At 55.8% G+C, this 22,985-nt stretch carries 25 protein-coding genes and 2 pseudogenes; 11 read left to right on the top strand and 16 right to left on the bottom strand.

The genetic code is table 11. From position 1 onward, the window contains the following. Window positions 1–74: 74 nt before the first annotated feature. Complete coding sequence (locus ACE4QZ_RS15875; protein WP_103469100.1) at window positions 75–755, bottom strand: type 1 glutamine amidotransferase; 681 nt, start codon at window positions 753–755, stop codon at window positions 75–77. Continuing rightward, window positions 737–2,035, bottom strand: a complete 1,299-nt coding sequence (locus tag ACE4QZ_RS15870) for an MFS transporter (RefSeq protein WP_103469099.1) — start codon at window positions 2,033–2,035, stop codon at window positions 737–739. Before ACE4QZ_RS15870 ends, ACE4QZ_RS15875 begins: the two co-directional genes overlap by 19 nt. Before the next feature lie 381 nt (window positions 2,036–2,416). Here ACE4QZ_RS15870 and ACE4QZ_RS15865 point away from each other — a divergent pair, with 381 nt between their 5' ends. Further along, the gene (locus ACE4QZ_RS15865; protein ID WP_103469098.1) at window positions 2,417–3,316 is read left to right on the top strand and encodes a LysR substrate-binding domain-containing protein; all 900 of its coding nucleotides are present in this window, start codon (window positions 2,417–2,419) and stop codon (window positions 3,314–3,316) included. Window positions 3,317–3,836: 520 nt separating this feature from the next. On the opposite strand, the gene ACE4QZ_RS15860 is transcribed toward ACE4QZ_RS15865, so the two are convergent. From ACE4QZ_RS15860 to ACE4QZ_RS15825, 8 genes and pseudogenes are all read right to left on the bottom strand, one after another. Continuing rightward, window positions 3,837–4,697, bottom strand: coding sequence for a tyrosine-type recombinase/integrase (locus tag ACE4QZ_RS15860; protein ID WP_371919409.1), 861 nt, complete (start codon window positions 4,695–4,697; stop codon window positions 3,837–3,839). Between the two features lie 5 nt (window positions 4,698–4,702). Continuing rightward, window positions 4,703–5,032 (bottom strand): Arm DNA-binding domain-containing protein, encoded by a 330-nt coding sequence (locus tag ACE4QZ_RS15855; protein ID WP_232099756.1) that lies wholly within the window; start codon window positions 5,030–5,032, stop codon window positions 4,703–4,705. Window positions 5,033–5,401: 369 nt separating this feature from the next. Beyond that, window positions 5,402–5,593 (bottom strand): annotated as a pseudogene (locus ACE4QZ_RS15850) (integrase); the annotation flags it as partial. Window positions 5,594–5,644: 51 nt separating this feature from the next. After that, window positions 5,645–6,613: pseudogene (locus ACE4QZ_RS15845) on the bottom strand (tyrosine-type recombinase/integrase); the annotation flags it as partial. Between the two features lie 18 nt (window positions 6,614–6,631). Next, window positions 6,632–7,782, bottom strand: a protein-coding gene (locus tag ACE4QZ_RS15840) for an IS3 family transposase (protein ID WP_087785413.1) whose coding sequence is annotated in 2 segments (ribosomal slippage) — window positions 6,632–7,548 and window positions 7,548–7,782 — 1,152 coding nt in all. Because the reading frame shifts where the segments join, the coding sequence is not laid out codon by codon here. A gap of 60 nt (window positions 7,783–7,842) precedes the next feature. Beyond that, the gene (locus tag ACE4QZ_RS15835) at window positions 7,843–8,274 is read right to left on the bottom strand and encodes an Arm DNA-binding domain-containing protein (protein WP_410480091.1); all 432 of its coding nucleotides are present in this window, start codon (window positions 8,272–8,274) and stop codon (window positions 7,843–7,845) included. 240 nt (window positions 8,275–8,514) lie between these two features. After that, window positions 8,515–8,754 carry a hypothetical protein gene (locus tag ACE4QZ_RS15830; RefSeq protein WP_021784877.1) on the bottom strand — a complete coding sequence of 80 codons (240 nt, stop codon included), beginning with the start codon at window positions 8,752–8,754 and terminating at the stop codon, window positions 8,515–8,517. Between the two features lie 127 nt (window positions 8,755–8,881). Next, complete coding sequence (locus ACE4QZ_RS15825) at window positions 8,882–9,808, bottom strand: LysR family transcriptional regulator (protein ID WP_021784876.1); 927 nt, start codon at window positions 9,806–9,808, stop codon at window positions 8,882–8,884. Window positions 9,809–9,921: 113 nt separating this feature from the next. Between ACE4QZ_RS15825 and ACE4QZ_RS15820 the strand changes: the two genes are divergently transcribed. Together ACE4QZ_RS15820 and ACE4QZ_RS15815 are read left to right on the top strand one after the other, a co-directional pair. Beyond that, window positions 9,922–10,653, top strand: coding sequence for an SDR family NAD(P)-dependent oxidoreductase (locus ACE4QZ_RS15820; protein WP_021784875.1), 732 nt, complete (start codon window positions 9,922–9,924; stop codon window positions 10,651–10,653). Between the two features lie 69 nt (window positions 10,654–10,722). Further along, window positions 10,723–10,932, top strand: coding sequence for a tautomerase family protein (locus ACE4QZ_RS15815; RefSeq protein WP_014753565.1), 210 nt, complete (start codon window positions 10,723–10,725; stop codon window positions 10,930–10,932). Window positions 10,933–11,089: 157 nt separating this feature from the next. Here the strand turns inward: ACE4QZ_RS15815 and ACE4QZ_RS15810 are convergent, their stop codons facing one another. Beyond that, a complete protein-coding gene (locus ACE4QZ_RS15810) occupies window positions 11,090–12,127 on the bottom strand; it encodes a sensor domain-containing diguanylate cyclase (protein ID WP_021784874.1) in 1,038 nt (345 codons plus the stop codon). A 367-nt stretch (window positions 12,128–12,494) separates the two neighbouring features. Between ACE4QZ_RS15810 and ACE4QZ_RS15805 the strand changes: the two genes are divergently transcribed. From ACE4QZ_RS15805 to ACE4QZ_RS15790, 4 genes are all read left to right on the top strand, one after another. Further along, window positions 12,495–12,980 carry a DUF2165 domain-containing protein gene (locus tag ACE4QZ_RS15805; protein ID WP_021784872.1) on the top strand — a complete coding sequence of 162 codons (486 nt, stop codon included), beginning with the start codon at window positions 12,495–12,497 and terminating at the stop codon, window positions 12,978–12,980. A gap of 45 nt (window positions 12,981–13,025) precedes the next feature. Further along, on the top strand, window positions 13,026–13,742 hold the full coding sequence (locus tag ACE4QZ_RS15800; protein WP_021784871.1) for an SDR family NAD(P)-dependent oxidoreductase: 717 nt from the start codon (window positions 13,026–13,028) through the stop codon (window positions 13,740–13,742). A gap of 400 nt (window positions 13,743–14,142) precedes the next feature. Next, on the top strand, window positions 14,143–14,949 hold the full coding sequence (locus ACE4QZ_RS15795; RefSeq protein WP_021784870.1) for an HNH endonuclease: 807 nt from the start codon (window positions 14,143–14,145) through the stop codon (window positions 14,947–14,949). Window positions 14,950–15,065: 116 nt separating this feature from the next. After that, the gene (locus ACE4QZ_RS15790) at window positions 15,066–15,596 is read left to right on the top strand and encodes a GNAT family N-acetyltransferase (RefSeq protein ID WP_021784869.1); all 531 of its coding nucleotides are present in this window, start codon (window positions 15,066–15,068) and stop codon (window positions 15,594–15,596) included. Window positions 15,597–15,664: 68 nt separating this feature from the next. Here ACE4QZ_RS15790 and ACE4QZ_RS15785 read toward each other — a convergent pair whose 3' ends face one another. From ACE4QZ_RS15785 to ACE4QZ_RS15775, 3 genes are all read right to left on the bottom strand, one after another. Continuing rightward, a complete protein-coding gene (locus ACE4QZ_RS15785; protein WP_003250694.1) occupies window positions 15,665–15,928 on the bottom strand; it encodes a DUF3077 domain-containing protein in 264 nt (87 codons plus the stop codon). Window positions 15,929–16,078: 150 nt separating this feature from the next. Beyond that, on the bottom strand, window positions 16,079–16,321 hold the full coding sequence (locus tag ACE4QZ_RS15780; RefSeq protein ID WP_021784868.1) for a hypothetical protein: 243 nt from the start codon (window positions 16,319–16,321) through the stop codon (window positions 16,079–16,081). Between the two features lie 474 nt (window positions 16,322–16,795). Then, window positions 16,796–16,975: a hypothetical protein gene (locus ACE4QZ_RS15775; RefSeq protein WP_021784867.1), complete on the bottom strand. Its 180-nt coding sequence runs from the start codon at window positions 16,973–16,975 to the stop codon at window positions 16,796–16,798. A gap of 470 nt (window positions 16,976–17,445) precedes the next feature. On the opposite strand from ACE4QZ_RS15775, the gene ACE4QZ_RS15770 reads away from it, so the two are divergent. Genes ACE4QZ_RS15770 through ACE4QZ_RS15760 form a run of 3 tightly spaced genes read left to right on the top strand, consistent with a single transcriptional unit; the run spans window position 17,446 to window position 18,898 of the window. After that, a complete protein-coding gene (locus ACE4QZ_RS15770; RefSeq protein ID WP_084850632.1) occupies window positions 17,446–17,859 on the top strand; it encodes a thiol-disulfide oxidoreductase DCC family protein in 414 nt (137 codons plus the stop codon). After that, complete coding sequence (gene folE, locus ACE4QZ_RS15765) at window positions 17,844–18,404, top strand: GTP cyclohydrolase I FolE (RefSeq protein WP_084850491.1); 561 nt, start codon at window positions 17,844–17,846, stop codon at window positions 18,402–18,404. Before ACE4QZ_RS15770 ends, folE begins: the two co-directional genes overlap by 16 nt. Window positions 18,405–18,439: 35 nt before the next feature. Next, window positions 18,440–18,898, top strand: coding sequence for a DUF3429 domain-containing protein (locus ACE4QZ_RS15760; RefSeq protein ID WP_084850490.1), 459 nt, complete (start codon window positions 18,440–18,442; stop codon window positions 18,896–18,898). A gap of 624 nt (window positions 18,899–19,522) precedes the next feature. Here the strand turns inward: ACE4QZ_RS15760 and ACE4QZ_RS15755 are convergent. Then, complete coding sequence (locus ACE4QZ_RS15755; RefSeq protein ID WP_143514734.1) at window positions 19,523–19,741, bottom strand: hypothetical protein; 219 nt, start codon at window positions 19,739–19,741, stop codon at window positions 19,523–19,525. A gap of 46 nt (window positions 19,742–19,787) precedes the next feature. On the opposite strand from ACE4QZ_RS15755, the gene glsB reads away from it, so the two are divergent. After that, window positions 19,788–20,696: a glutaminase B gene (gene glsB, locus ACE4QZ_RS15750; protein WP_014591518.1), complete on the top strand. Its 909-nt coding sequence runs from the start codon at window positions 19,788–19,790 to the stop codon at window positions 20,694–20,696. A 40-nt stretch (window positions 20,697–20,736) separates the two neighbouring features. Here the strand turns inward: glsB and ACE4QZ_RS15745 are convergent, their stop codons facing one another. Continuing rightward, complete coding sequence (locus tag ACE4QZ_RS15745; RefSeq protein ID WP_021785004.1) at window positions 20,737–22,965, bottom strand: TonB-dependent siderophore receptor; 2,229 nt, start codon at window positions 22,963–22,965, stop codon at window positions 20,737–20,739. Window positions 22,966–22,985 lie beyond the last annotated feature (20 nt).

Genomic DNA, 22,985 nt, shown 5'->3' with positions numbered 1-22,985 from the left:
TCACCTTACTATTCGCCCAAGGATGGTTTTTGGCAGAGCTGAAGTTGTCGTTACTGGGTATTTAAGAGGGTTGATTAGGCGTTAACGAGATTGTCTAGAACTCTGAACATGAATTGACGAGCGACTATGATTTTCATCAGTTCCTCAGAGTCCTTTTCGGACATTTTATTGTGTTCGCCAGTTGGTAATGCTGTTGACTTATGTTTCCAGAGATATTCCATCGTCTCCGGTAGCATTTCTGGGTGGGCTTGGAATCCCAGAACCTGGTCATTCCACGAGAAAATCTGGTTGCGACATGCCTCTGTTGAACCAAGCAGAATACATGTTTCCGGAAGGATGAAGGTATTCCGGTGAAAAAAATAAAGAGGTGTTTTATTAGCCACGCCTTTCAATAGCCTGCTCTGAGTTCCAGCGTCATTCAGCAAGACGGGCAACCAGCCTGATTCAGAGTGCGTATGAGGAACCAGCTTCCCTCCTAGTGCCTCAGCGAGTAGTTGTGAACCGAGGCAAATACCTAGGACTTTTTTGCCGGCTAGAATGGATTCCTTGATAAATTCGATCTCGTCCTGGAGCCAGGCCTCGCATTCCTCTGGGTTTCCTCCTAATACCACCAATAGGTCAAAGCTAGATAGTTTGGGCCAAATGATTTGTTCGTGCAAGTTTGTGCCAGTTAAAGTGTGGCTTCGCTCACGCGCCCAATACTCGATGTTGCCGATGCCAGCTCTTGGCATATGAGCTAGGAAATGGACTCGCATTTGATGCCTCCCAATCGTTTGTTTTTTTTGAGCGCTAACAGCATGATGGTGCTTGCCACTAGAAAACCACACAAAATGGAAAGCCCAAGTTGGTTGCTGCCGCTTATTTTAGACAAATAACCCATGAGGTATGGGCCGGCGAATCCACCTAGACCACCGCATGAGTTGATAATGGCTATTCCGGCTGCAGAACTTTTTCTCGGTAGTAACTGGCTAGGAATAGACCAGAATGGCCCGTTGAATGCAAAAACTCCAACGATCGCAACGATCAGTGCTCCCAACATGCTTACGGTACTTGTAAGTTGCCCGCTGATCATCGCTGCGTAAGCCAAGATCACTAACAGCAATGGGGCCGCCGCATGTGCGTAGCGCTCACTTTTGCGATCGGAACGTCTCGCCCACGCGTTCATAAATACGCCGCCCACGATGTAGGGTATTGCAGAGATCAAGCCTACCTGAGTTGCCGAAGCTGTACCTGATAGTTGCTTAACTATTTGTGGTAGAAAGTACATCAATCCAAGCGTTCCGCTGATGTAAAAAAAGTACAGGGCCGACAGATACCAGACAGTAGGGTGGGTGAAAGCACTATGATCCTGCTCGTGCATCGTAGCCGATCCACCGGCATTGACTTCCAACAATAATGCCTGCTTTTCGTCTTCAGTCAGCCAGTGCGCCTTCGGCGGGCTATCTGTCAAGTAGAAGTAGGTAATTGGTGCAAGAACGACAGCTGCAGCACCTTCAATGATGAACATCCAGCGCCAGCCTTCCAGGCTAAGGCCCGTAACATTGTCAATCAACCAACCTGAAATTGGGCCGCCGATGATATAAGCCACAGGAATCGCAGACATAAACATAGCCACGTTCTTTGCCATGCTCTTCTTTGGGAACCATGAGGCCATGTAGTAAATCAGACCTGGAAATAATCCTGCTTCAGCGAGTCCCAGCAAAAATCTTAAAATATGAAGCTGAGTTGCATTTTGAACGAAACCAGTCAAAATGACCACAACTCCCCAACTCATTAGAATGCGCGCGATCCATATTTTGGCGCCGAATTTAGCGAGTAAGATGTTGCTGGGTACCTCAAAGATAAAGTATCCGATGAAAAATATGCCCGCTGCGAGTCCGTAAATACTTGCATCAAAACCCAGCGATGCATTCATCTCCAGTGCAGCAAAGCTAATGTTCGCACGATCAATATAGGCAACTACATAAAGTAAAAGTAGATACGGTATCAGTCGTAGCGTAACCTTCTGGAGTGCTGTGTCGACTGTTGACGTCATGGCCTGGATCTCCTTCTAAAACAGGTATTTCGTGAGTGATGAATGGCAGATATTATTATTGAGCCCACAGTTGAATTCTACAAGTTTGTAGTCAGGCTGCAGTGCGCTTGAACGTTTTCTGGAAGTTTTCCTCGTTACGTATGCCGTTTGTCGCTCAGCGACGGTCCGTTAGCCAAGGCCTCATCTGAGCAGATGGCGCTGCCAGTGCCTCTTGACGTCGACGTGGAAGGGAATAGCCTTATTGTTGCTATAATGCCTAATATGATTAGATCCTCTATGAGAGTTCGTACGCTGGTTTCGAGTATCGTGAACTTGAGTTAATCCGAAAAGCAGAATAAACTTCGCTTAGGTATTAAAAAAACTAACACCGGAGGTCCGGGCTTGAATATTGACCGTCTGCCCCCCCTGAACGCAGTCCGTGCATTTGAGGCCGCCGCTCGCTTGGGCAGTTACGTTGCAGCTTCCCAAGCCCTGCACGTTACGCAGCCTGCCATCGGTAGGCATGTGAAAATTTTGGAGGATTGGCTGGGTGTTCGACTTTTTGATCGAACACCAAGAGGCGTGATCTTGACTGCCGCCGGAGCGGACTATTACCAAGCTGCATCGCAGGCGCTTCAGATCTTGGTAGAGGCGGGAGCCCGTCAATCGCAAAGAGCTGAGGAGCGCTGGCTGCGAATCCTTTGCGCTCCGGCGTTCGCCTCACGTTGGTTGACTCCTCGCATTGGTGAACTACGAGAGTTACGACCGGGGCTGAAAGTCGCTATTGAGCCAAATTCCTCCTTTACCTCAGTGGAGCATCGGCAGGCCGATTTGGGAATTGCTTATGGGTTACCGAGCAACCTTTCAGGCATACGAAAAGTTTTGATTCGTCCAGAGGCATTTGCGGTCTGTTCGCCTGGGTATCTCGCTAACCTGCCTAAACGACCCACGCTTGCTGAGCTGCCAAGCTGTCAGCTGATACACGTTGATGACGGAACGTGCTGGAATGCTTGGTTCGCTGCTCAGGGCCTCAAAATCCGCGTCAAAGCTGACGCTTCGCATATCAGCAACGAGCTGGTACTCCACCAGGCTGAGCGTGGTTACGGTGTCGCATTGGCGACAGAGGTGCTTGTCAGTGACGAGTTAAAGGATGGCACCTTGGTGCAGTGTGTAGAGCAGTCTGCTTTCATGGAGGCGTATTATCTTTTAACTCCATCACAACAGCTGAGCATTGATGCGGAGTGGTTTATGGAGTGGTTGACTAGAGCCCTTAGCGAGGCGTTTCCCAGAGCCGTGGTCTAGTGTCTTCGAAAGCTAATTTGCGGTCATGCTGGATTCTTCCTCCCGCCTTCGGCCGGCTTCTCTCTTGAAATTTAAGTCGTGAAGTCACGTCGGCGGCGAGTGTTGAAGGCTGTCCAACATCTTCGCCTTCACGCTGCGCGCATACGTCGAATGTCTAGGGCCTTGTCCAGGCATGGACTCTATATCATGGTCCTGTTTTTCCCAGCGCCAGGCCGTGAACGATTGTGCTGTCATCAGTTGAGGCCGAGCCAGTAATTGAAATCCTTGGAAAGAAGTCCAGAATCAAGGCTATTCCTTTTTAAGGGAACGTAGAAACCCCTTTATTTCAACGGCCCGCATGCCAGATGCGAGTCATATCATATCCTAGAATCCATCTTGGAGATTACCATTCAATGCTCAGGTTGATATGAAGTCTCACAGTGAAGAACCTGCCCGTGTGTCCTTCAATCCCTATGTCTATTCAGCACGCCGCCTAATCGTAACGCTGCTTCAATTTGTACCGGTCTTGGCTAACGCCCTTTCATTTAGCGTTGTCGAGAAAGTCTGCCCACTGCTGCATTAGCCCTATGCGCTTAGTGAACAAATCACCTCGGCGGTAAGCCGCTTCGACGCGATTTTCTACTGCATGAGCAAGCGCCATCTCGGCGACTTCGCGAGGCGCACTAGTGCATTCGGCGCACCAGTCGCGGAAGCTGGAGCGAAAGCCATGCACGGTAAAATGCCCGAAGCCCATCCGGCGCATCTGCATGAGGCCAATCATGTTTGACACCGGCTGCCCACGCTTGTGGTGCTCGAAAACAAAGGATCGTATTGGGTGTTGCATGGATTTAAGCAATGCAACAGCCTGAGGGGGGAGCGGTACTCGGTGAGCAACGCCGGCTTTCATTCGATCCTCAGGTATGGCCCAGACGCCGGCATCCAGATCGAACTCGTCCCAGCGTGCGTTCAATGCTTCGCTAGTACGCACGGCGGTAAGGATGATGAACTCCAGCACGCGCGGGCCGATTCCGGGCAAAGTGCGCACCTGTTGGACAAATGCGGGCACTTCTGCCCAAGGCATCGCCGGGTGATGGTGATGTTTGCTGAGACTCCTTCCGGATGGCAGCAGTTTCTCCAAATGACCGCGCCAGCGGGCTGGATTCTCGCCGCGGCGCAGCTCTTTGGCCTTGGCGTAGTCGAGGACCAGCTCGAGCCGATTGCGCACCCTGCGAGCAGTTTCAGGCACTCTGGTCCAGATAGGCTTCAACACATTCAAAACACCTTCGACGTCAACGCTGTCGACGGGGGTGTCGCCAATGAATGGGAAAGCGTAAGAGGTCAGGGTGTTGGTCCACTGTTGCGCGTGTTTGGCATTTTTCCAGCCAGCCCGATGGGTTGCAATGAAGTCTAGGGCGCAAGTGCGGAAAGTGTTCTCCAGCCCTTTCTCTTGAGCAACCCGGGCAGCTCTTCGACTTCCTGGTGTGTTTCGGCTTTCCGTACCAATGGATCGATGCCATCGCGGATCAATGCCCTGTGGGTGTCGGCGCGCGAGCGGGCCTCCTTTAATCCATAGCGAGGATAGGGGCCCAAGCCGATTTCCTTACGCTTGCCCGCGAGTTGGTAACGCAAAACCCATGCTTTTCCGGATTTACGGATGACCAGGCGAAGGCCGTCACCATCGTCGTACTTGCCGAAGTCGGTAAGGGTTTCAACCTGTTTCGCGGTGAGCTTGGGCATGGCGGAAGCCTCCAAACTTCAAATCTGGTCCCCCATTTGGTCCCCCACTCACAGCCTGGATGTGGAAGGAACACAGCGGAATAGGACAGAACGTACCAAGCTCTAAAATACGCCCAAGTAGCTGCTCTAGAGCGTCCGCACGTCACTCAGTGGATACCGGTGGTCGGGAGTGGAAAACTGCTGATAATGACTACGCTACATTCGAACTGATTTCCATATAATATTGATTTTTAACCAAAAAATCTTGACACATCGAACTATCCTGTTGAGTTCGAATCCCGGACCCTCCGCCAAACTCGGTTAGCGTGTTACGGGAAAGAAAGAAGGCAGAGACGTAACAGTTGGGGCTTCAAGCCAGGGGGCGCCAGATTAATCTGCAAGCGCTCGCTTAGTGTTGTTCCGAAGCTGATCTAAGCAGTTTGCCCACAGTTGCGCGGCTTTCCGGCCACTCAAGAGCTGAGCGCGTGCGTAAGCTGCTCCCAGCGCACCTCGCTTCCGATGCGATAGCGGCAGCTCCAGCACAATAGGATCGATGCCAAAATGCTCATGAGACATCTGCCTTGACGAGCTGGGCTTCAACGTTCAGTTACCCACCCCCGGCTCATTTCTTTCCTAGGCCAGTATTGTTTCTAGTCTGTCTCCAAGGAGGCGCCATGCTTCAGTTTTTTCCTTGGCATAATCATGGTGGAGGTAGTGCCTGCGTACTTTGGAGCCTGCGAGCAGGTGATTTTGGCAACGATCAATAATCTCTAGAGTGACGCCAAGTTCTTGCATCATGGTCGCCCCGGTACGGCGAAGGTCGTGTGGGGTCCATTCACCCTTTGTGCCGTTGTTCAGCACTAGCGAATCGTCATGGTGACGACCTGACAATGGTTTGCTGCGCTTCTTGAACCGGCACTGCCGATCACCAATCAGTTTACTCACGGTCTTGGTATCAACATGGCATTCACCGTGTTTGCTGGGGAAGCAGAAAGGGCTACTTCCAGTTTCTTCCTGCAAGCGTTTGAACTGTGCCAAAGCAAATTGTGATAGAAATACATGGTGATCCTGGCGCTTGCCTTTACGTCCTTTTGTGGCCTGTGCTGGGATGAACCAAGTGCCTTTCTCCAGGTCCACATTTTTCCATTCAGCTTTGAGTAGCTCACCTATCCGGCAGAGGGTGCTTAGGCAGATCCATACTGCGCACTGCACGCGAGAGTTAACAGGACGGATGCCGGAGTATTTCCGGCCGACGGGTAGGGTGTCATAGTCATGCTCCAGGCGAGCAAAGACGCCTTGTAGTTCATGGATTTCGTCGGGAGAGAGCAGGCGGTCACGTTCTTCTTGATAGTCGTGGTCTAGCAGTGTCCGCACATCGATCAAGTCGATTGGGTTGCCGTCAATCATCAACGATCGCCACGGTTTGCGCTTTTCGGCCCAGCGCAGCATCTGTCCAATGTCGTTGTATAGGATAACCACAGTGCGGTTTAGACCACGCGTACGAACTGCGCGTAAAGAAGCTAACAAGTCTTTCTCTGTCAGGGCACGCAATGGTTTTTTGCCAATGACAGGCAGTACGTCTTTCTTGAAACTGCGCTGCAGTGAATCGCCCCTGGTTTCCTAGACACTCTCCAAGCTCAGGAAATAGCGTTTCTCATACTCTATTGGAGACAGCTGCATAGCACTGCTGTGTCGGCGTTTAGGGTTATAGAACATTTCGATGTAATCGAAAATATCACTTCGGGCTTCTTCACGGGTTGTGTAGATCTTTCGTCGGATGCGCTCCCGCTTCAAAAGTTGGAAAAAGCTCTCGGCTACGGCATTGTCGTGGCAGTTTCCCCGCCGACTCATGCTGCTGATTACATTGTTAGCCTTCAAGAAGCTTTGCCAATCTGAGCTACTGAACTGACTACCTTGATCTGAGTGAATCATCACTTGCTGCTGTGGCTTGCGTCGCCACACAGCCATCAACATTGCGTCGATAGCCAGGTCGCTGCACATCCTTGGCTTCATTGACCAACCAATTACTTGGCGTGAGAACAGATCCAGCACTACCGCTAGATAGAGCCATCCTTCATAGGTGCGGATGTAAGTGATATCTGTCACCCAGACCTTGTTCGGCTCACTGACCTTGAACTGCCGCGCGAGGTGGTTGGGCGAGGCCACTGTTGGTTTTCCACCGTAAAACCCTGGACGCCGCCGATAGCCCGTTTGCGAACGCAGCCCCTCCGCCTGCATCAAGCGCCCGACTCGATTTCGTCCGCATTCCTCTCCCAGCTCACGTAGGTCATCGTGAATTTTGCGGTAGCCGTATACACCTCCGCTTTCTAGCCAAGCGTGCTTGATCAAGCCAAGCAGACGTTGATCTTCTTTTGCTCGGGCAGATTGAGGCTCGGCCAGCCAGGCGTAGTAGCCGCTGGGGTGCACCTTGAGGGTTTGGCAAAGGCGCCGCACCGGGTAATCAGTCGAGTGCTTCTTGATGAAGGCGTACTTCAGCCGCACTCCTTGGCAAAGTACGCGGCGGCCTTTTTTAAGATGTCTCGCTCTTCAGTCACGCGCTTGAGTTCAGCGCGTAGCTTGCGCAATTCGGCCTGCTGATCGTCGTCTTGCTGACGCTGCTCTTGGGGCTTGGTGTAGACCTTGATCCAGGCGTAAAGGCTATGTACGGACATGCCCAGGCGCTGGGCGACATCGGCGACGGGTTTGCCTTTCTCGGTCACTTGCTTGACCGCTTCGATCTTGAACTCTTCGGGGTAACGCTGACGACTCATGGCACCTCCTATTTGGGCCTCATTATGAGGCTTGGAGGTGTCTACGAAACCAGGGGCGATTCACAGCTCCGCGTTGTCATCCTGTCGGGAGACACCGTCGCGCAACCATTCGTCGAACAAGTCTGCAAAAGTCTTGTTTTCCGCTGCATGGCGTTCGGCCTCTGCAATGGTGGCGGAGATGCTTGCTTGGGCTTCAATTTTGGCGGCTTTCTTGGCAGATGTCGGGTCAATACCGTCAGATACTTGTTGACTTGCCCTTCTATGCTCAGATCGAATTTCAGATAGTGTTCTACTCTTGCTGCCATTTTTGGCCCAGGTGCCGCAAGCATAGTCTTTGTGTTTTCCATCCCATTTGAAACGGTAATAGAAGCTCACCGAGACGCCTTTCTGACGAGAGATAACTTTGCCTAGTAGGTTGCCATCGTCTCGGATGGTTTTTCCGTGATCCTCAGCAGTGAGCGATTCGAGCTCTCTGACGGTTATCTTGGCCATTGTCTACCCCTTGCAGGCGGAAGGATGCCCCAAAAAACCCCTACTTATACCCCTACCGTGGCAGTGGCTCTCTGTAGAAATCTCTGGACTGGGTTAGACCAAATATTAGTCTGAAAGCCCCATGGTTGCTAGCTTTCGGTAATTCTTTTGAATGCTACTGATTTCCGCTGAATGCTTATAATTAACTGAATGGGGTGCAAGGGGTCGAGTGTTCGAATCACTCCGTCCCGACCATATATTTCAATGACTTAGGCCATTTCCGAAAGGAGTGGCCTTTTTCATTTGCGTGACTTTTGCGTGACTTCTCAGGGTAACACCACCGCGAATTCTCATGCCGTCAACCTCGCCAGGATCGACGTGGGTGTAGAGCGAAATGCTGTAGTCGTTGACCGCCGAGGCAGGCGCTCCACCGAATTTGAGGTTGTGCTGCTTAACCTCGGTCGAGATCGTGGCGTGCGTCTGAGGTGAGCGTGAGTCCATCCATGCCACCGGCTTGGCCCGGTGCTGGGCCGGCAGGTGCTAAACCCGACATCGATCCAAGGCCAACTACAGGCTGGCCCATCGGCGCCGCATCCACCATGGCACTGATACAGAGTGATACGTCCCCTCAGCTGCCAGCGGCCCACTGGCGCCGCTTGTCCATGATGAAGTCGACGAATGCTCGCAGGCGCAACGGCATGTGCCGGCCCTGGGGATATAGCAGGGTGAACGGCCGCGAGCGGCCCGCGAAGGGCCGCAGCACCTCGACCAGCGAGCCCTCGGCCAGCTCGCGCTCGACGATGAAGCGGTAGGTCTGGAACAGTCCCGCGCCGTGCTTGGCCAAGGTCACGCCACCGAGCACGTCGTCCGAGCAGACGCAGCCGCCCTGGGTGAGGACTTCCCGTTCGCAGCCCCCCTTGTCGAACAGCCAGGCGATGCGCCGGCCGCTGCTGGGCAGTTCGAACTGGATGCAGTCATGCCGCGCCAGTTCTTCAAGGCTCTGCGGCTCGCCCGCGTGTGCCAAGTAATCTGGAGTGGCCACCACCACCAGCCGGGCGTCTTCCAGCGGCCGGGCGATCAGGGTCGAATCCGGTTGTGCACGCACGCGGATGGCCAGGTCGTAGCCCTCGCCGACAAAGTCGATATTGCGGTTGCCCAAGTGGATGTCGACCTGCACCTTCGGGTAGCGCCGGCGAAACTCGGGCAGCAACGGCAGGATGCGGTGGTGCCCGTAGGTCGTGGGCAGGCTGATGCGCAGCGTGCCCGAAGGCTCCTGCTGCTGCCCGGTCACTACCCGTTCGGCCTCCACCAGCTGGGTCAGCGCCTGACGACACTGTTCGTAGTAGCCTCGCCCGCCCTCGGTAAGACGGATGCTGCGAGTGGTACGGACGAACAGTCTGGAGCCCAAGCGCTCTTCCAGGCGGCTGATCGAGCGACTGACCGCTGCCGGCGTCACGCCCGCCGCGAGACCGGCTGCGGTGAAGCTGCCTAGCTCCGCCGCCAGACAGAACAGCTCGATGCTGCCGAGTAGGACGTCGTCGAAATGCCGCTGCATTGATTACACCATGTATCAACTGAAGTTCTCGCTGCCATATTTATCCTTATCTGAAGCAAAAATATAGTCCTCCCAACGGCGCTCTTCGGTGCCACCGGATTGGGAGATACGACATGAGCAACAGCAAAACGGTAGTGATCACCGGCGCCTCCAGCGGCATCGGCTTCGGCCTGGCCAAGGCTTTCCTCGCCAGTGGCTTCAATGTGGTCGGCAATGCTCGCTCCGCCGAACGCCTCGCCGAGGCCAAGGCACAACTGGACAGCCCCGCCTTCATCGGCGTGGCCGGCGATATCGCCAAGCCTGAGACCGCCCGCCGCCTGATTCAGGCCAGCATCGATGCCTTCGGCCAGGTCGACGTGTTGGTCAACAATGCTGGCTTCTTCCTGCCCAAACCCTTCATCGAATACAGCCCGGAAGACATCCAAGGCATGCTGGAGACCAACCTCAAGGGCGTGGTCTACGCCTCCCAGGCCGCCGCCGCGCACATGATCGAGCGGCGTCAGGGCCACATCATCAACATCACCGCCGCTGTGGCGCTGCAACCCAACATCGCCGTGCCCGCCGCCCTGCCGGTGCTGATCAAGGGGGGGCTCAACCAGGTCACCCGCGCGCTGGCGCTGGAGCTGTCGTCGCACAACATCCAGGTTAACGCGGTGGCTCCCGGCATCATCGAGACGCCGATGCACGATCCGGCCAGCTTCGACTTCCTCAACGGCCTGCAACCGGCCGGACACATCGGCCGCGTAAGCGACATTGCCGACGCCGTGCTTTACCTGGCCAACGCCGGGTTCACCACGGGCGTGGTGTTGCCGGTCGACGGCGGTATGAGTGTCGGCAAATGGTAATAGGCTGAACGTAACGGGGAGGCATCCCGCCTCCGTGCCCTGATTTCCCCAGCCCATAGGAGTAATACCATGCCCTTCGTCAGCGTCCGCATCACTCGCGACGGCGTCACCCGTGATCAGAAAGCCCAGGTCATCAAGGAAATCACCGAGACCTTGCAGCGAGTGCTCGGAAAGAAACCTGAGCTCACCCATATCGTGATCGAGGAGGTCGACACCGATAACTGGGGCTACGCCGGCATGACCACCACCGAGTACCGCAGCAAAAAAACTCAGGGATGAGCTGCGAACTGCCCCGGCGGCGCGAATCAGCGCCTCCAGGGCGGCCTTGGCTCGACACGCTTGCGAAGGAGAACCCACTTGGAGACCGGGGTGGCCAATACGCTAGCGCATCTCGTATAGGTAGAGTCTCGCCCCATGTTACCGAGTCTTAACTTCCTCAGGATAACGCTGGCACATAGACAACTTGGTCACGCCCCCCATGTTTGGCCGCATAGAGACCGCCGTCAGCGCGCTTTATTGCATCATCAATCTGCTCACCAGGGGTAAGCAGGGTGCATCCAATGCTGATGGTCATTTTCCGAGGGCCGCCGGGTATCAAAAACGGCGCGCTGCCGATTGACTGACGCAAGCGCTCCGCAATCTGCGTTAATTCTTGGCTATCTTTAACCCGTAGCAGGGCCACGAACTCCTCTCCTCCCTGGCGTACCAGCAGGTCATCTGGCCGAAGCGTAGCCCGCAGTCGGCGGGCACACTCGCAGAGCACTTTATCGCCGGCATCGTGGCCATGCTCGTCATTGACGGATTTGAAACGGTCGAGGTCTGCGTATACGGCACCTAGCTGTAAACCTCGCTCTTCAGCCAAACGAAGCTCTCGATTCTGAAATGCTGCCAACGCCCCGCGGTTCCATAGTTGTGTCAAAGGATCAAGCAAAGCCCTGCGCTGCCCGCGATCCATTTCAACACGCAAGGCGCGATTGACCTGAGCTAGGCTCCGCAGTTGCAAATAACCCTCGGTGAGCGTGGCTAAGTCCCGAAAATTAGCCTGTTGCGCTTCGCTGAGCTTCCGCGGCCGAGGATCGAACATGCACAGGGTGCCAATGGCTTTGCCATTTGAGGCACGTAACGGGTGGCCCGCATAGAACCGGATATAGGGTGGGTTCAGCACGAGGGGATTGTCCTCGAAGCGTGAGTCGCACCTGGCGTCGGAAACCATCAAGGTATCTTCGCCGAGAATCGCGTAGCCGCAAAAGGACACATTGCGTTTCGTCTCGCTTACCTCGATGCCGATCCGAGCCTTGAACCACTGCCGATCCTGATCGATTAGGCTGATCAGAACGGTCTCGACCTGGGCTAGTTCTTGGGTGAGTCGTACCAAGGTATCAAGATAATGCTCGGCCGGCGTATCGACCAAGTTCATGTCATCAAGTGTGCGCTGACGAAGTGCTTCATCAGAGGGTAGGGGGCAAGCTGGCATGTCTGTTACTCCACTCCTTGGTTCGTTTTTTCACAAACGCGGATAGAAAAATCTCAAGCATCTTGGCCAATGCCGCACACGCTCGGCGCCTTCAGGCCAGCCGAAGTAGAGAGCATAGCAAACCGGTTGGCTCTATCCCGGATCCTCCAGTGGGTAATACCTGTGGCGTTGATCGGCGCGGCTCGGTCGGTCGCCCAAGACCTCGACAAACTTCTAAGACTTACAGGCGGCTTGAACAAACGGTTGAGGTTGTCGCCCCTGGCTGCCTTATTGGAAAACCGGTATTGACCTCGAGTTAAGTCAAGGTTTTAGAGTGGCGTCCGGACGCTCTCGCTGCTTTCGGAAACGAACTCACAAAGGACCAGGAATGGACACTCCGACTTCACTGCTGATTTTCCAGATCACCTGCTGCGTTGGCTTGAGCCTGTGGCTGAGTATCAGCCTGATCAACAACCTGCAGGCCTTTGCCAGCTCAGCCGGGGCGATCGGGGAGACCATGTCGATGGCGCCGCTGGCCCAACCTCCCGGAATCAGCCTCCCTCTGCTGGTGCGAGCGATGACCTCTCACGCCATCCATCGCTTGGCCTTGTCGACCATAGTGCTGACACAGGCAGCCGCCGTTCTCGCGGCTTGGGTTGGCTGCTATGAATTGCTGCTTGGCGCCGGCCTGGAGGTGGCGCGGCCCTGGTTGAACCTGGCCTTGAGCGCAACGCTCGGGTTCCTGTTCGCGATGCTGTTGGGCGGGATATGGTTCGGCTACTGGATCCGCCAGGAAGGGTTGCAACTGACCCATCTGCTGTTGATGGTCTGGATCCTGCTGCACTTCGTCGTACTGAATGTCCGCTGGACTTGAGCGGCCCAGGGAAGCTTGGAGCATTTCAGTTAAAAGGAGCAACAGATGAAGATGATGATCGTAGGCGCCGGCAGAGGGTTGGGCCGGGCTTTGCTCGAAGGGCTCGGCAAGCCAGGGGACACGCTGATCGGCGTATCACGCAATCAGCCGCCAGACTTGGCCCTTGCCCCGGGCATCGATCTGCAGTGGGTCGATGCCGACCTTGCCAAGCCTACGGCGGCTGTAGCACAGATCGCGGATCGGACTCCTGCCGATCTGGATGTCCTGATCTACAACGTTGGCATCTGGGAAGAACACGCCTTCAGCGAGCACTATGCATTCCTTGACGACAGCGACGAATCGATCACCAGGCTGGTCGAGGTGAATATCACGGCCACGCTGCTTCTGCTCAAGCGCCTGGTGCCCAAGTTGCTTGGCGCGCCCCGGCCGCAGTTGATCCTCACCGGTTCGACCTCAGCTCTTCGCCAGAGTGGGCGCCCGGAGGTAGCGTTCGGCGCCTCAAAGTTCGCCCTCAACGGCATGGCTGATGCGCTGCGCGAAGGTTTTAGGGATGACAACCTGGCGGTGACCGTGCTTCAACTGGGTTATCTGAATACCGACGACTCCCTGAACACTCCATTGGCACAAGCCGCAGCACGTGGCGAGCGGCGCCAGGTACCGGTGCATGATGTGGTCACTATGGTCGACGCGCTGTTGCGCTTGTCCGGGGCTTCGTTCGTACGGGAACTGATCTTGCCGGCTATCGGTGATGAGCGCTTCTGAGGCCAAAGCTGCCATCAGCCCTCAAGTTTAGTGGCTGTGCTGCCGTCGGTGCTCGCCTGGTGTCATGCCTCTTCAGGCTCGAAGCGCGCAAGAAAGAAATGGAATTCATAAACCCAACGAGAAACGCAATTTCCCCTGGGGGCAGGTTTGAGCGAAACGGTCTGTAGCCGTGCCGTTTCGTCTTTTTTTTGAATCGATTACGTCACTGAAACCGCATGGATTGGACGCTTATACCACTATCTTGAAAACCGTTGAGCTACGCAAAACCACCCTTGCAGAGAATTCGCTTGAGCGGTTAGGGCGACTGTGATCACGCAGGAATGTTGTCCTTTTTCCACTGCGCTGTAGGAAAATTCCTCTTTTTTGATAGGCTTCTGCCGTCAGTCGAGAGGAAAATGGAATGCCCGTCGTCATCGTTGAAAACGATACATCACAGTGGGAAGACCAGACAGGCGCTGTCTATCACTTCCCCAAGCGTTACCAAACCTTGCTCGCTCAGGGAACCGAGGTTGTTTACTACAAAGGGCGTATAAAAGATAAAGCCTTTGCCTCGGTCCGTCTGAGTGCCAATCCGCACTATTTTGGCAAGGCACGTATAGGCAAGGTCTACGCAGATAGCAGTAGTAATAAGGGTGATCTTTTTGCTTTGATTGAAAATTTCATTCCATTTGAAAGCGCTGTTCCCGCAAAAATCGACGGCGCGTACATGGAGACTATCCCCGGCAGCCGCGCGAGTAACTACTGGCGTGACGGGGTTCGGCTCATTTCTCAGTCTGATTACGACGCTATCTTAAGCCACGCGAAGCTTTTAGATTCGCGGTTGAATACTGCTCTTCCGCAATCAGAAGACGATCCGATTACATTTGAATCGGCTAATGAAGGCAGCAAGACAAGCTACTTTGGCACCCTATACGAACGCCGGAAAGATCTTAGGATGAAGGCCATCGCTATTCACGGGCTTCACTGCAAAGCATGCGGTTTTGATTTCGAGCAGGCTTACGGCGAACATGCAAAGGGCTTCATTCACGTTCATCACGTAGTACCTATTTCGAAATTTGGTGGAGAACAGGCTGTGAATCCTGAGACAGACCTCGTAACGTTATGTGCCAACTGTCATGCGGTAGTCCACCGCAAGCGCGACATGACCCTCAGTGTCGATGAGCTGAAAGGCATGTTACGCGGACGATGGGTCATCGAACCTCAGTAGGCATACACATCCAAGCGTACCCGGGCTGTAGCCTAAATACAGCGCTCAATCCAATAATACGAATATCTTCTGACGCGCCATTAGCTCTCGCTGAAGCAATGCACAATGGAGGTGGTATGCTCGCTATTCGCCCTGTAGAAGCAACTGATTGGCAATCTTATCGGGATCTACGTCTGCGGGCCCTGCGTGACTCTCAGGAGGCTTTCGCGAGTACTCATGAGCGCGAATCAGGCCGGGACGACGATGATTGGCGTACCCGCGTATCCGCCGTCGCTAGCTCCAGCATTGCTCAAGCTTTCTTCGCTCATTTAAATAATGAGGCGTGTGGCTTGGTGTGGTGCAAGGCATCCGACGTTGAGCCAGGCGTTGTCGAGATTTTCCAGATGTGGGTTGCGCCTGATGCACGTGGGATCGGAGCTGGGAGTGCCTTGCTTGAGAGAGCTATCAAATGGGCTGAGGATCACGGTGCGGCACGTGTTCGTCTGGGTGTGACGATTGCAGATAGCCCGGCGATGAACTTGTACAAAGCGAGCGGATTTCATGAAGTTGGCGCGCCGGAGCCTTTGCGTGAAGATTCGGCTTTGATGTCGCAATCGATGGAACTGAATCTTGGACCGCGTCCAGCAAGAAAAGATGCAAGGGGCTAAGTCGCTGAGTCGCCTTCAAAACCCGGAGTCGTATAGGTCTTGAAGGCACCCAGTCAATGATGAGTCATTCAGCGCATCATGCCCAGTTCCGCATCATCCATCAGTGCCTTGGCCAACGCGCAAAGGTAGTGCGAAGCCCAGATCAACTGAGGTTTGTCTTCCATCAATCCATCCAGGGTCATGTCCCGTGCATAGCCCATCAGCTCGGACGCCTGTTCACGTGCGCTTTGGCAAGGGATACCGGCTTCGATGCGGAAGAGGGGATGGGTCTGGTTTTCACCTTGGTAGAAGGTGGTTTTGCCGACGGTGAATTTGGTTTCTTCTGTGGACATTGTTCAGTTTCCCCAAGATTGCTTCAGCCTGTACGGGCCTATTCGCGGGTGAACCGCTCCTACAGGAGCACGGCAGTCTTCAAGGCTGAGGGAGTGCCTGGGAGGGGGTATCCGCAGAGAGGCCGGCCCAGGCAGTACATCAGCGACACGTCAATGCATAGTCCGAGGCTCACTGGGCATCTGCACTTGGGCTATTGCGGACTCGAGTAAAGCTCTCAAGGTCTCCAGTTCATGCATCGAGGCCATCATCAGAATCGACGCGGGTGACTTGGGCTGCAGCAGCATTGCCTGATGCACGACGGTCGCAGCGCAAAGCGCGTAATCCGTGGCCTGGATCAGGGTGTCTTCAAGGCAGAGGGTTCTGTGGGGTGGATCTGGAACGATCTTGAGCATGGCGTAACTCCAACGTCGGAAAGTGGAGCTACCTCAACCTTGCTGTCAAACAAGATGGTGGCAGCTGTACGCGGGTTGACAGACCGAGACGTTGGCACTCGGCGCACCACAGGGTGCCCACACGTACAGCCGCCATGAAAGCGAGCACATGAGGACAACGTCAGCGGTCTGTCAAAACCGGTCGCTGAATTGGCAGCGACGGATCGAGACTAGGGCTGACTATTTCCATGTGCAACGAAAATCAGGCGCGAGGAGTATCTTTGGGAAATGGCCTACAAGGAAGGGGTAATTTCTGATTTTTCGACCCGCTCCCGTTCCTCAAAACGTCGATAGGAAATATGCGGGCAAAAGAAAGCCCGCCGAGGCGGGCTAAGTACTATCACGTAGGGATAGCTTCATCCTGCCCAAGCCACTGTGAAAATTGGGTGAAAGAAAGGTCCCCATAACGTGATCATCCAGAGGGCCCCGCGCCCTTTAAAGCTCGGCTTTGTGCCGCTGGTGGCGCTGAAAGCGGGTAACCGCGATCTGGACGGCAGCTGCAACGAGGCACAGTAGGCCGACTTTCCAGCTGCCCTCCAGGCCGTAATGCTCGGCGATCTTCCCCGTGATGATGACGCTAACGAAGATGGTGAAAGGCAGAATCAGTTTGTTCATCGGGTGTTCCAGCAGGCTGCAAAGGGCTCGAGTGAATACGCAGTTCATCCAGCGGAAAGGCCGCGATCTTAGCAAATCCGGGTGCGGCGAGTGGAGGGTGCCTGCCATGGGAGGTTTGGTGGCAGTGAGATCGCGCGCCGCCCGCGCGGCGCATCGCGAGCTGCGCTCGCTCCTACGTTTGTTTCGGGCCAGTAATGCCTGTGAGAGGCGCGCGCGACCGCCTTGTTTGTACGACGCGATATCGCGCCATGCGCCAAGGCGTTCGCGCGCAAATCCCCCAGGAATCATTGGCCCGAAACAAACGTAGGAGCGAGCGCAGCTCGCGATGCGCCGCGCGGGCGGCGCTCGATCTCACCGGCAACACAAATCCACCGGCGAACACCCCCAGCCCCCCTATAACCCCCCCCATTGCGAATTTCCTGGTTTCAGCTAACTTATACAAAAACCTGTACAAGCATGAGAGGTTGTACATGTATTGCAAGTGGCCCTTCACCCTGTACTTCGACGGCGCCTGCCCATTGTGCGCTCGGGAGATCGCCTTCCTGCGCAGGCACTCGACCGGTGGAAAGCTCACACTGGTTGACATCAGTGCTAATGATTTCGATGCAGGGGCGTTGGGCTTCACGGTTGAACAACTGAGGTCATGCCTGCATGGAAGGTTCGCGAGCGGGCACTGGGTTACAGGCTTGGACGCCACCTTGTGGAGTTGGCGTGCTGCGGATGTGGGCCTGTGGGTCGCGCCACTGTCCTGGCGTCCGTTACGTCCCGTGCTTTCGGTTCTTTACAGGCTGTTCTGTCGATTGAGGCCACACTTGGCCTGGCTACCACATCCCGATGGCGGGCACCGCTGTAGCGGTGAGGAGTCCAAATGTCACATTCGTTAGCCGAGCACTTTCATGAAATCCTCGTCGGCATTGGTGAGAACCCGCAGCGCGAAGGGCTTCTGGACACACCCCAGCGTGCGGCAAAAGCGATGCAGTACTTGTGCAACGGGTATGCCCAGGATCTTCACGAGGTTGTAAACGGTGCTCTGTTCGAGAGTGAAAACGATGAAATGATTGTGGTGCGTGACATTGAGCTCTACTCATTGTGCGAACACCACATGCTGCCGTTTATTGGCAAGGCTCATGTCGCGTACCTGCCAACAGGACGCGTGTTAGGCCTTTCCAAGGTTGCACGCGTGGTGGACATGTTCGCTCGTCGTTTACAGATACAGGAAAACCTCACGCGGCAAATTGCGTATGCCGTGCAGGAAGTCACGGATGCTGCAGGAGTGGCGGTCGTGATCGAAGCCAAGCATATGTGCATGATGATGCGCGGGGTAGAGAAGCAGAACTCGGTGATGATGACATCCGTGATGTTAGGTGAATTTCGCGACGACCCCTCTACGCGGCACGAATTCCTGAACCTCATTGGACGACACAGTTGACGTCCGGTCCTGAACCGTCGCGAAGGGGCGCCCAGATGAATACCGATGCTACTGCGTTATCTCCAAGCCGCTTCGCTGCCCTGGGGTACGGCGGTCTGCTGCCGTTTATTGGGTTGACGCTGCTCATCCTTTTTTGGGCTGAGTATCGAGCGTTTTTCTCGATGATGCTGGTTGGCTATGGCGCGGTGATATTGAGCTTCGTCGGTGCCCTGCACTGGGGGTTTGCCATGACGTTGCAGGGTTTGTCCGCGAAGCAGCGTCAAGAGCGACTGGTGTGGAGCGTTATACCGGCCCTGATCGGTTGGGTTGGCACGTTGCTGCCTGTGCCGGTGGGGTGTCTGGTGTTGACCTTTGGTTTTATTGGCCATCTTTGGCAGGATCGCAAACTGGCGCAAGCGGTGCCTGGGTGGTATCTGCCGATGCGCGTGCATTTAACGGCTGTCGCGAGCCTCTGTTTGCTGCTCAGTGCATTCGCCGTATTCATTGATTTTTGAAACCCCAATCCACGCTTCGATCCGTTCTACCCTGCCAGGGTGAGCGCTACGGATAACCCAGTCGCGGGGCTGCGCGGCTTGCTTTTCGTTCCATGAATAGACGCTCTCCCACTCAACACTATGCATCCGTCTGTGTCTCTGCTCCCTGATGCGCTTGAGCGGCTGAGCGCTGGGCGGCAAGCACTTGTTGCGCGGTCAGCTCGATATAGTCGAACACCGCCTCGGAAGCTCTGTAACTTGCGCAGTGCGCTCTACGGTCGCGCAGTAAGTCATATCTCCGAGTCCGTTGAATTCCACCCGCCACTTCGAAACCCGCTCACCTGGTCGAGTAATGTACTGTTCTGGGTCGAATAGCTGCACGAAGGCGCCGCTTACAGGTGAAGGCTGACCAATGTCTTCACCGTTGAAGGCTTCCCGGAGATAGCAGGCCTTTATCCCGCTGCCCGCATGTATCTTTCCTTCAGTTTGGGCGTGAGCGCTGTGCTTTTTTTAAGTTGGCTCACAAAATCTTCAGAATTCGCGATTATGCCGTTTTTTTCTTCACTTTCCACAGGCATGTGAGGCTTGTGGATTATCGCTGACCGCCTCGTAAACCTCCCACTACGTGTAGCGTCTGAGCAGGCATCACTCGTCATTCTGGTCCAACAGCATCGACCCATGCCAGCCGCGTGATGGCCGGATCGTTGGGGAAATTCCCACAACATCGGTGCGGCGCGTGGCCGGCCCTCGCAGCTTTTTACAGCTGCCTTCACGGCCGTAACGCGCGGCGATCTTCCTGGCGATGACGACGCTTACGGTGATTTGTTTCTGAATGTGTGATCTCTCCCGCTCGGTCTTCGTCAAGAAGACTGCCCCTCGCCGTCGTCTGGGGATTGATACAGGGCCTTCCATGCAAACGCTGTTGAACGAGATTCTCGAAGAAGTACGTCCCTTGATCGGCAAGGGCAAAGTCGCTGACTACATTCCCGCGCTGGCGGACGTGCCGGCGAACCAGCTGGGCATCGCTGTCTATGGCAACGATGGCAGTTATCACTGCGCAGGCGACGCGCAGGTGCCATTCTCGGTGCAGAGCATTTCCAAGGTGTTCAGCCTGGTTCAGGCCATTGGCCATTCGGGGGAAGCCATTTGGGAGCGGCTGGGGCATGAGCCTTCGGGGCAGCCGTTCAACTCGTTGGTGCAGCTGGAGTTCGAGCGCGGGCGGCCGCGTAACCCGTTCATCAATGCCGGGGCATTGGTGATCTGCGATATCAATCAGTCGCGCTTCGCGGCCCCCACGTTGTCGATGCGCGATTTTGTCCGACGGCTTTCAGGCAACCCTCACATCTCGATCAATACCCGGGTCGCTGATTCGGAATATCAGTTTCGCGCGCGCAACGCTGCCATGGCGTACCTGATGCAGTCATTTGGCAACTTCCACAACGAGGTCGAGACGGTGCTGCGCAGTTACTTCAGTTACTGCGCACTGCAAATGAACTGCCTGGACCTGGCGCGGGCATTCTGCTTCCTGGCCAATGATGGGTTCTGCAAGCACAGCGGTGAGCAGATCCTGACGCGGCGCCAGACCCAACAAGTGAACTCGATCATGGCCACCAGCGGGCTGTATGACGAGGCGGGGAATTTTGCCTTCAGGGTGGGTTTGCCTGGCAAGAGTGGCGTGGGTGGCGGTATCGTGGCGATCGTGCCGGGGCAATTTACCGTATGCGTGTGGTCGCCAGAGCTGAATGCTGCGGGCAACTCCCTGGCCGGGATGGCGGCGCTTGAGCTGCTCAGTTCGCGGATCGGATGGTCGGTGTTCTGATCAGCGAACTCAGGGGGCAATCAGGCGTCGCCTTGGCGGGTCAGAACGCGTACACCAACGTGGCCGTGGCGCTGCGTGGGCTGCCATACCAGCCGCGCGCGCCAATCGCCGTGTAGTAGGTTTTGTCAAACACGTTGTTGAGGTTCAGTGAAACGCTGGTCTGCGGCGTGAAGGCATATTGAGCCATCAGGTCGACCACGCTGTAGGGGTCCTGGGTGAACGTTTCGTTGTTGGGCCCGGCGCTCTTGTAATACTCGGTACCCTGCCAGCGCACACCACCCCCGACCTTCAACTGTGGCAGGGTCGGCAGGCGGTAGCTGGTGAACAGTTTCAAGGTGTCTCGCGGTATTTCAGTGTTCAGGCGGTCGCCATCCGAATCCTTGCTCACCGCATAGGTGTAGCTGGCCGAGACCTGCCAATCAGGCAAAACCTCGCCCGCCATTTCCATCTCGAAACCGCGTGTCTTGGTACCCGACTCGGCACGGTAGGCCTGGTTGCCGTCTGGCGCCAGGTTGCTTCCGTCGGCTACCGCCAGGTTGTCCTGGTGTACCTCGAAAACGCTGAAAGCCGCGGTCAGGCGCTGGTCCCAGAACTCACTCTTCAGACCGAGCTCGTAGTTAACGCCTTCCAACGGGTCCAGGTAGGTCCCGTTGATATCCTTGTTGCTCTGCGGTTTGAAAATGGTGGTGTAACTGGCATACGCCGACCAGTGCTCGTTGAGGTCATACACCAGGCCAAGGTAGGGCGTGACGACTCCGGTTTCGCTACGCGAAGTGCGGCTTGTCGCGCCGGACGACAGGGTGGTAGAGGTTTCGTCGCGTTTCCAGTCGATCAGCCGCGCCCCGGTAATCAGCGACAGGTCATCGGCCAGGCTCCAGCGTACCGAAGCCACCAGGCCGTCCTGGGTTTCATCCAGCGCGTCCTCCGAGGACTTGGCATGGATGGCGTCTGGTATCGCCAGCGAACCGTCCCAGGTGTAAATGTTGTCGATGGTCTGGATCGTCCACAGTGGGTAACCGTCGTTGCGGTAGTAGGCGCGGTAGTGACTGGCCCCGAGGTAGGCCTGGTGCTCGCGTGAAAACAGCTCGAACGGGCCCGACGCCGACAGGTCGAACGAGGTCTGCCGGGGCTCGCCGGCCCAACGCCCCGTCCAGGTGCTGATGCCACTGCCATCGGGCTTGACGGTGCCGCTGGCAGCCGTGGCAAAGGTGTCGTCATAGCTGCGACGGCTGTGTTCGGCATTCACTTTCAACTGCCAGCCGTTGTCCAGTTGATGCTCCAGCGTAGTGAATACCGTCTTGGTGCGACGCTTGTGATAGCTCCAGTCCGAAGCTGAATTGAACGTGCGGGAGGGGCTGAAGTGACTGCCATCTGAATTGAACATCGGGAAGCCGTGGTTGCCTGCCCCGTCGTTGTCCATCTCCTGATATTCCGCACCCGCTGTCAGCATCGTGCTGTCGGTGATGTCCCACTCCAGCACCCCATAGGCCACCTGCCGTTCCAGCGATTGGCGGTCGACGTAGCTCTGGCTGTCGGTATTGGAGGCGACAAAACGCCCGCGGACATTGCCGCTTTGCGTCAACTTGCCAGAAACGTCTAGTTCGGTGCGGTAGTTGTCCCACGAGCCCGCTTTCAAGGTCAGCTTGCGTTGTGTTTCCAGGGTCGGCTTCTTGCGGATCAGGTTGACGGTGGCGCCCGGGTCGCCAGTGCCGGACATCAGGCCCGTGGCACCGCGCACTACCTCTACCCGGTCATACGACACCATGTCGGAGAGGTCGTCCCTGAAGCCAAAGGTATCGGGGCGGTTGATGCCGTCCACCTGGATGCTGCCGACCTCGAAGCCGCGCACGTAGATATGGTTGGCGTCGCTGCCGGCGGGCCCCATGCTGTCAACGACCACGCCCGGTGTCTGTTCAAGCACCTGGGCAACATCGTTCAGGTTCTGGTCTTCAATCTGCTGGCGGGTGACCACGCTGACCGATTGGGGTGTCTCGCGTGCCGACAGCCGCAGCCCGGTTGCGGTATTGACCGAGCCGGTGGTGTAGCTGCCGGTGCCTTCGGTGGTGGCACCCAGGGCCATGCTGGAGACGGTGGTTGCCGCAAGCTCCATGGCGCCATCCTGTTCAGCGCTGGCTAACGAATCTGCCGGGGTGCTGTAATCCACTGGCTCAGCCCTGGCATTTGCAGTGCCCAGCAGCGAGCCCGCGAAGCTGACCGCTAGTGCGGTTTGGCGAATACGGGTGGCGGGGGAGGAAAAGCGAGCGGACATCCATTGACTCCTTGCTGATC

Origin of the sequence: Pseudomonas sp. DCA-1, from assembly GCF_046523955.1 — a bacterium.
GTDB classification, from domain to species: domain Bacteria; phylum Pseudomonadota; class Gammaproteobacteria; order Pseudomonadales; family Pseudomonadaceae; genus Aquipseudomonas; species Aquipseudomonas putida_Y.
Note: the sequence above shows the minus strand (reverse complement) of the source record. Positions and strands in the feature narration are given on the sequence as shown.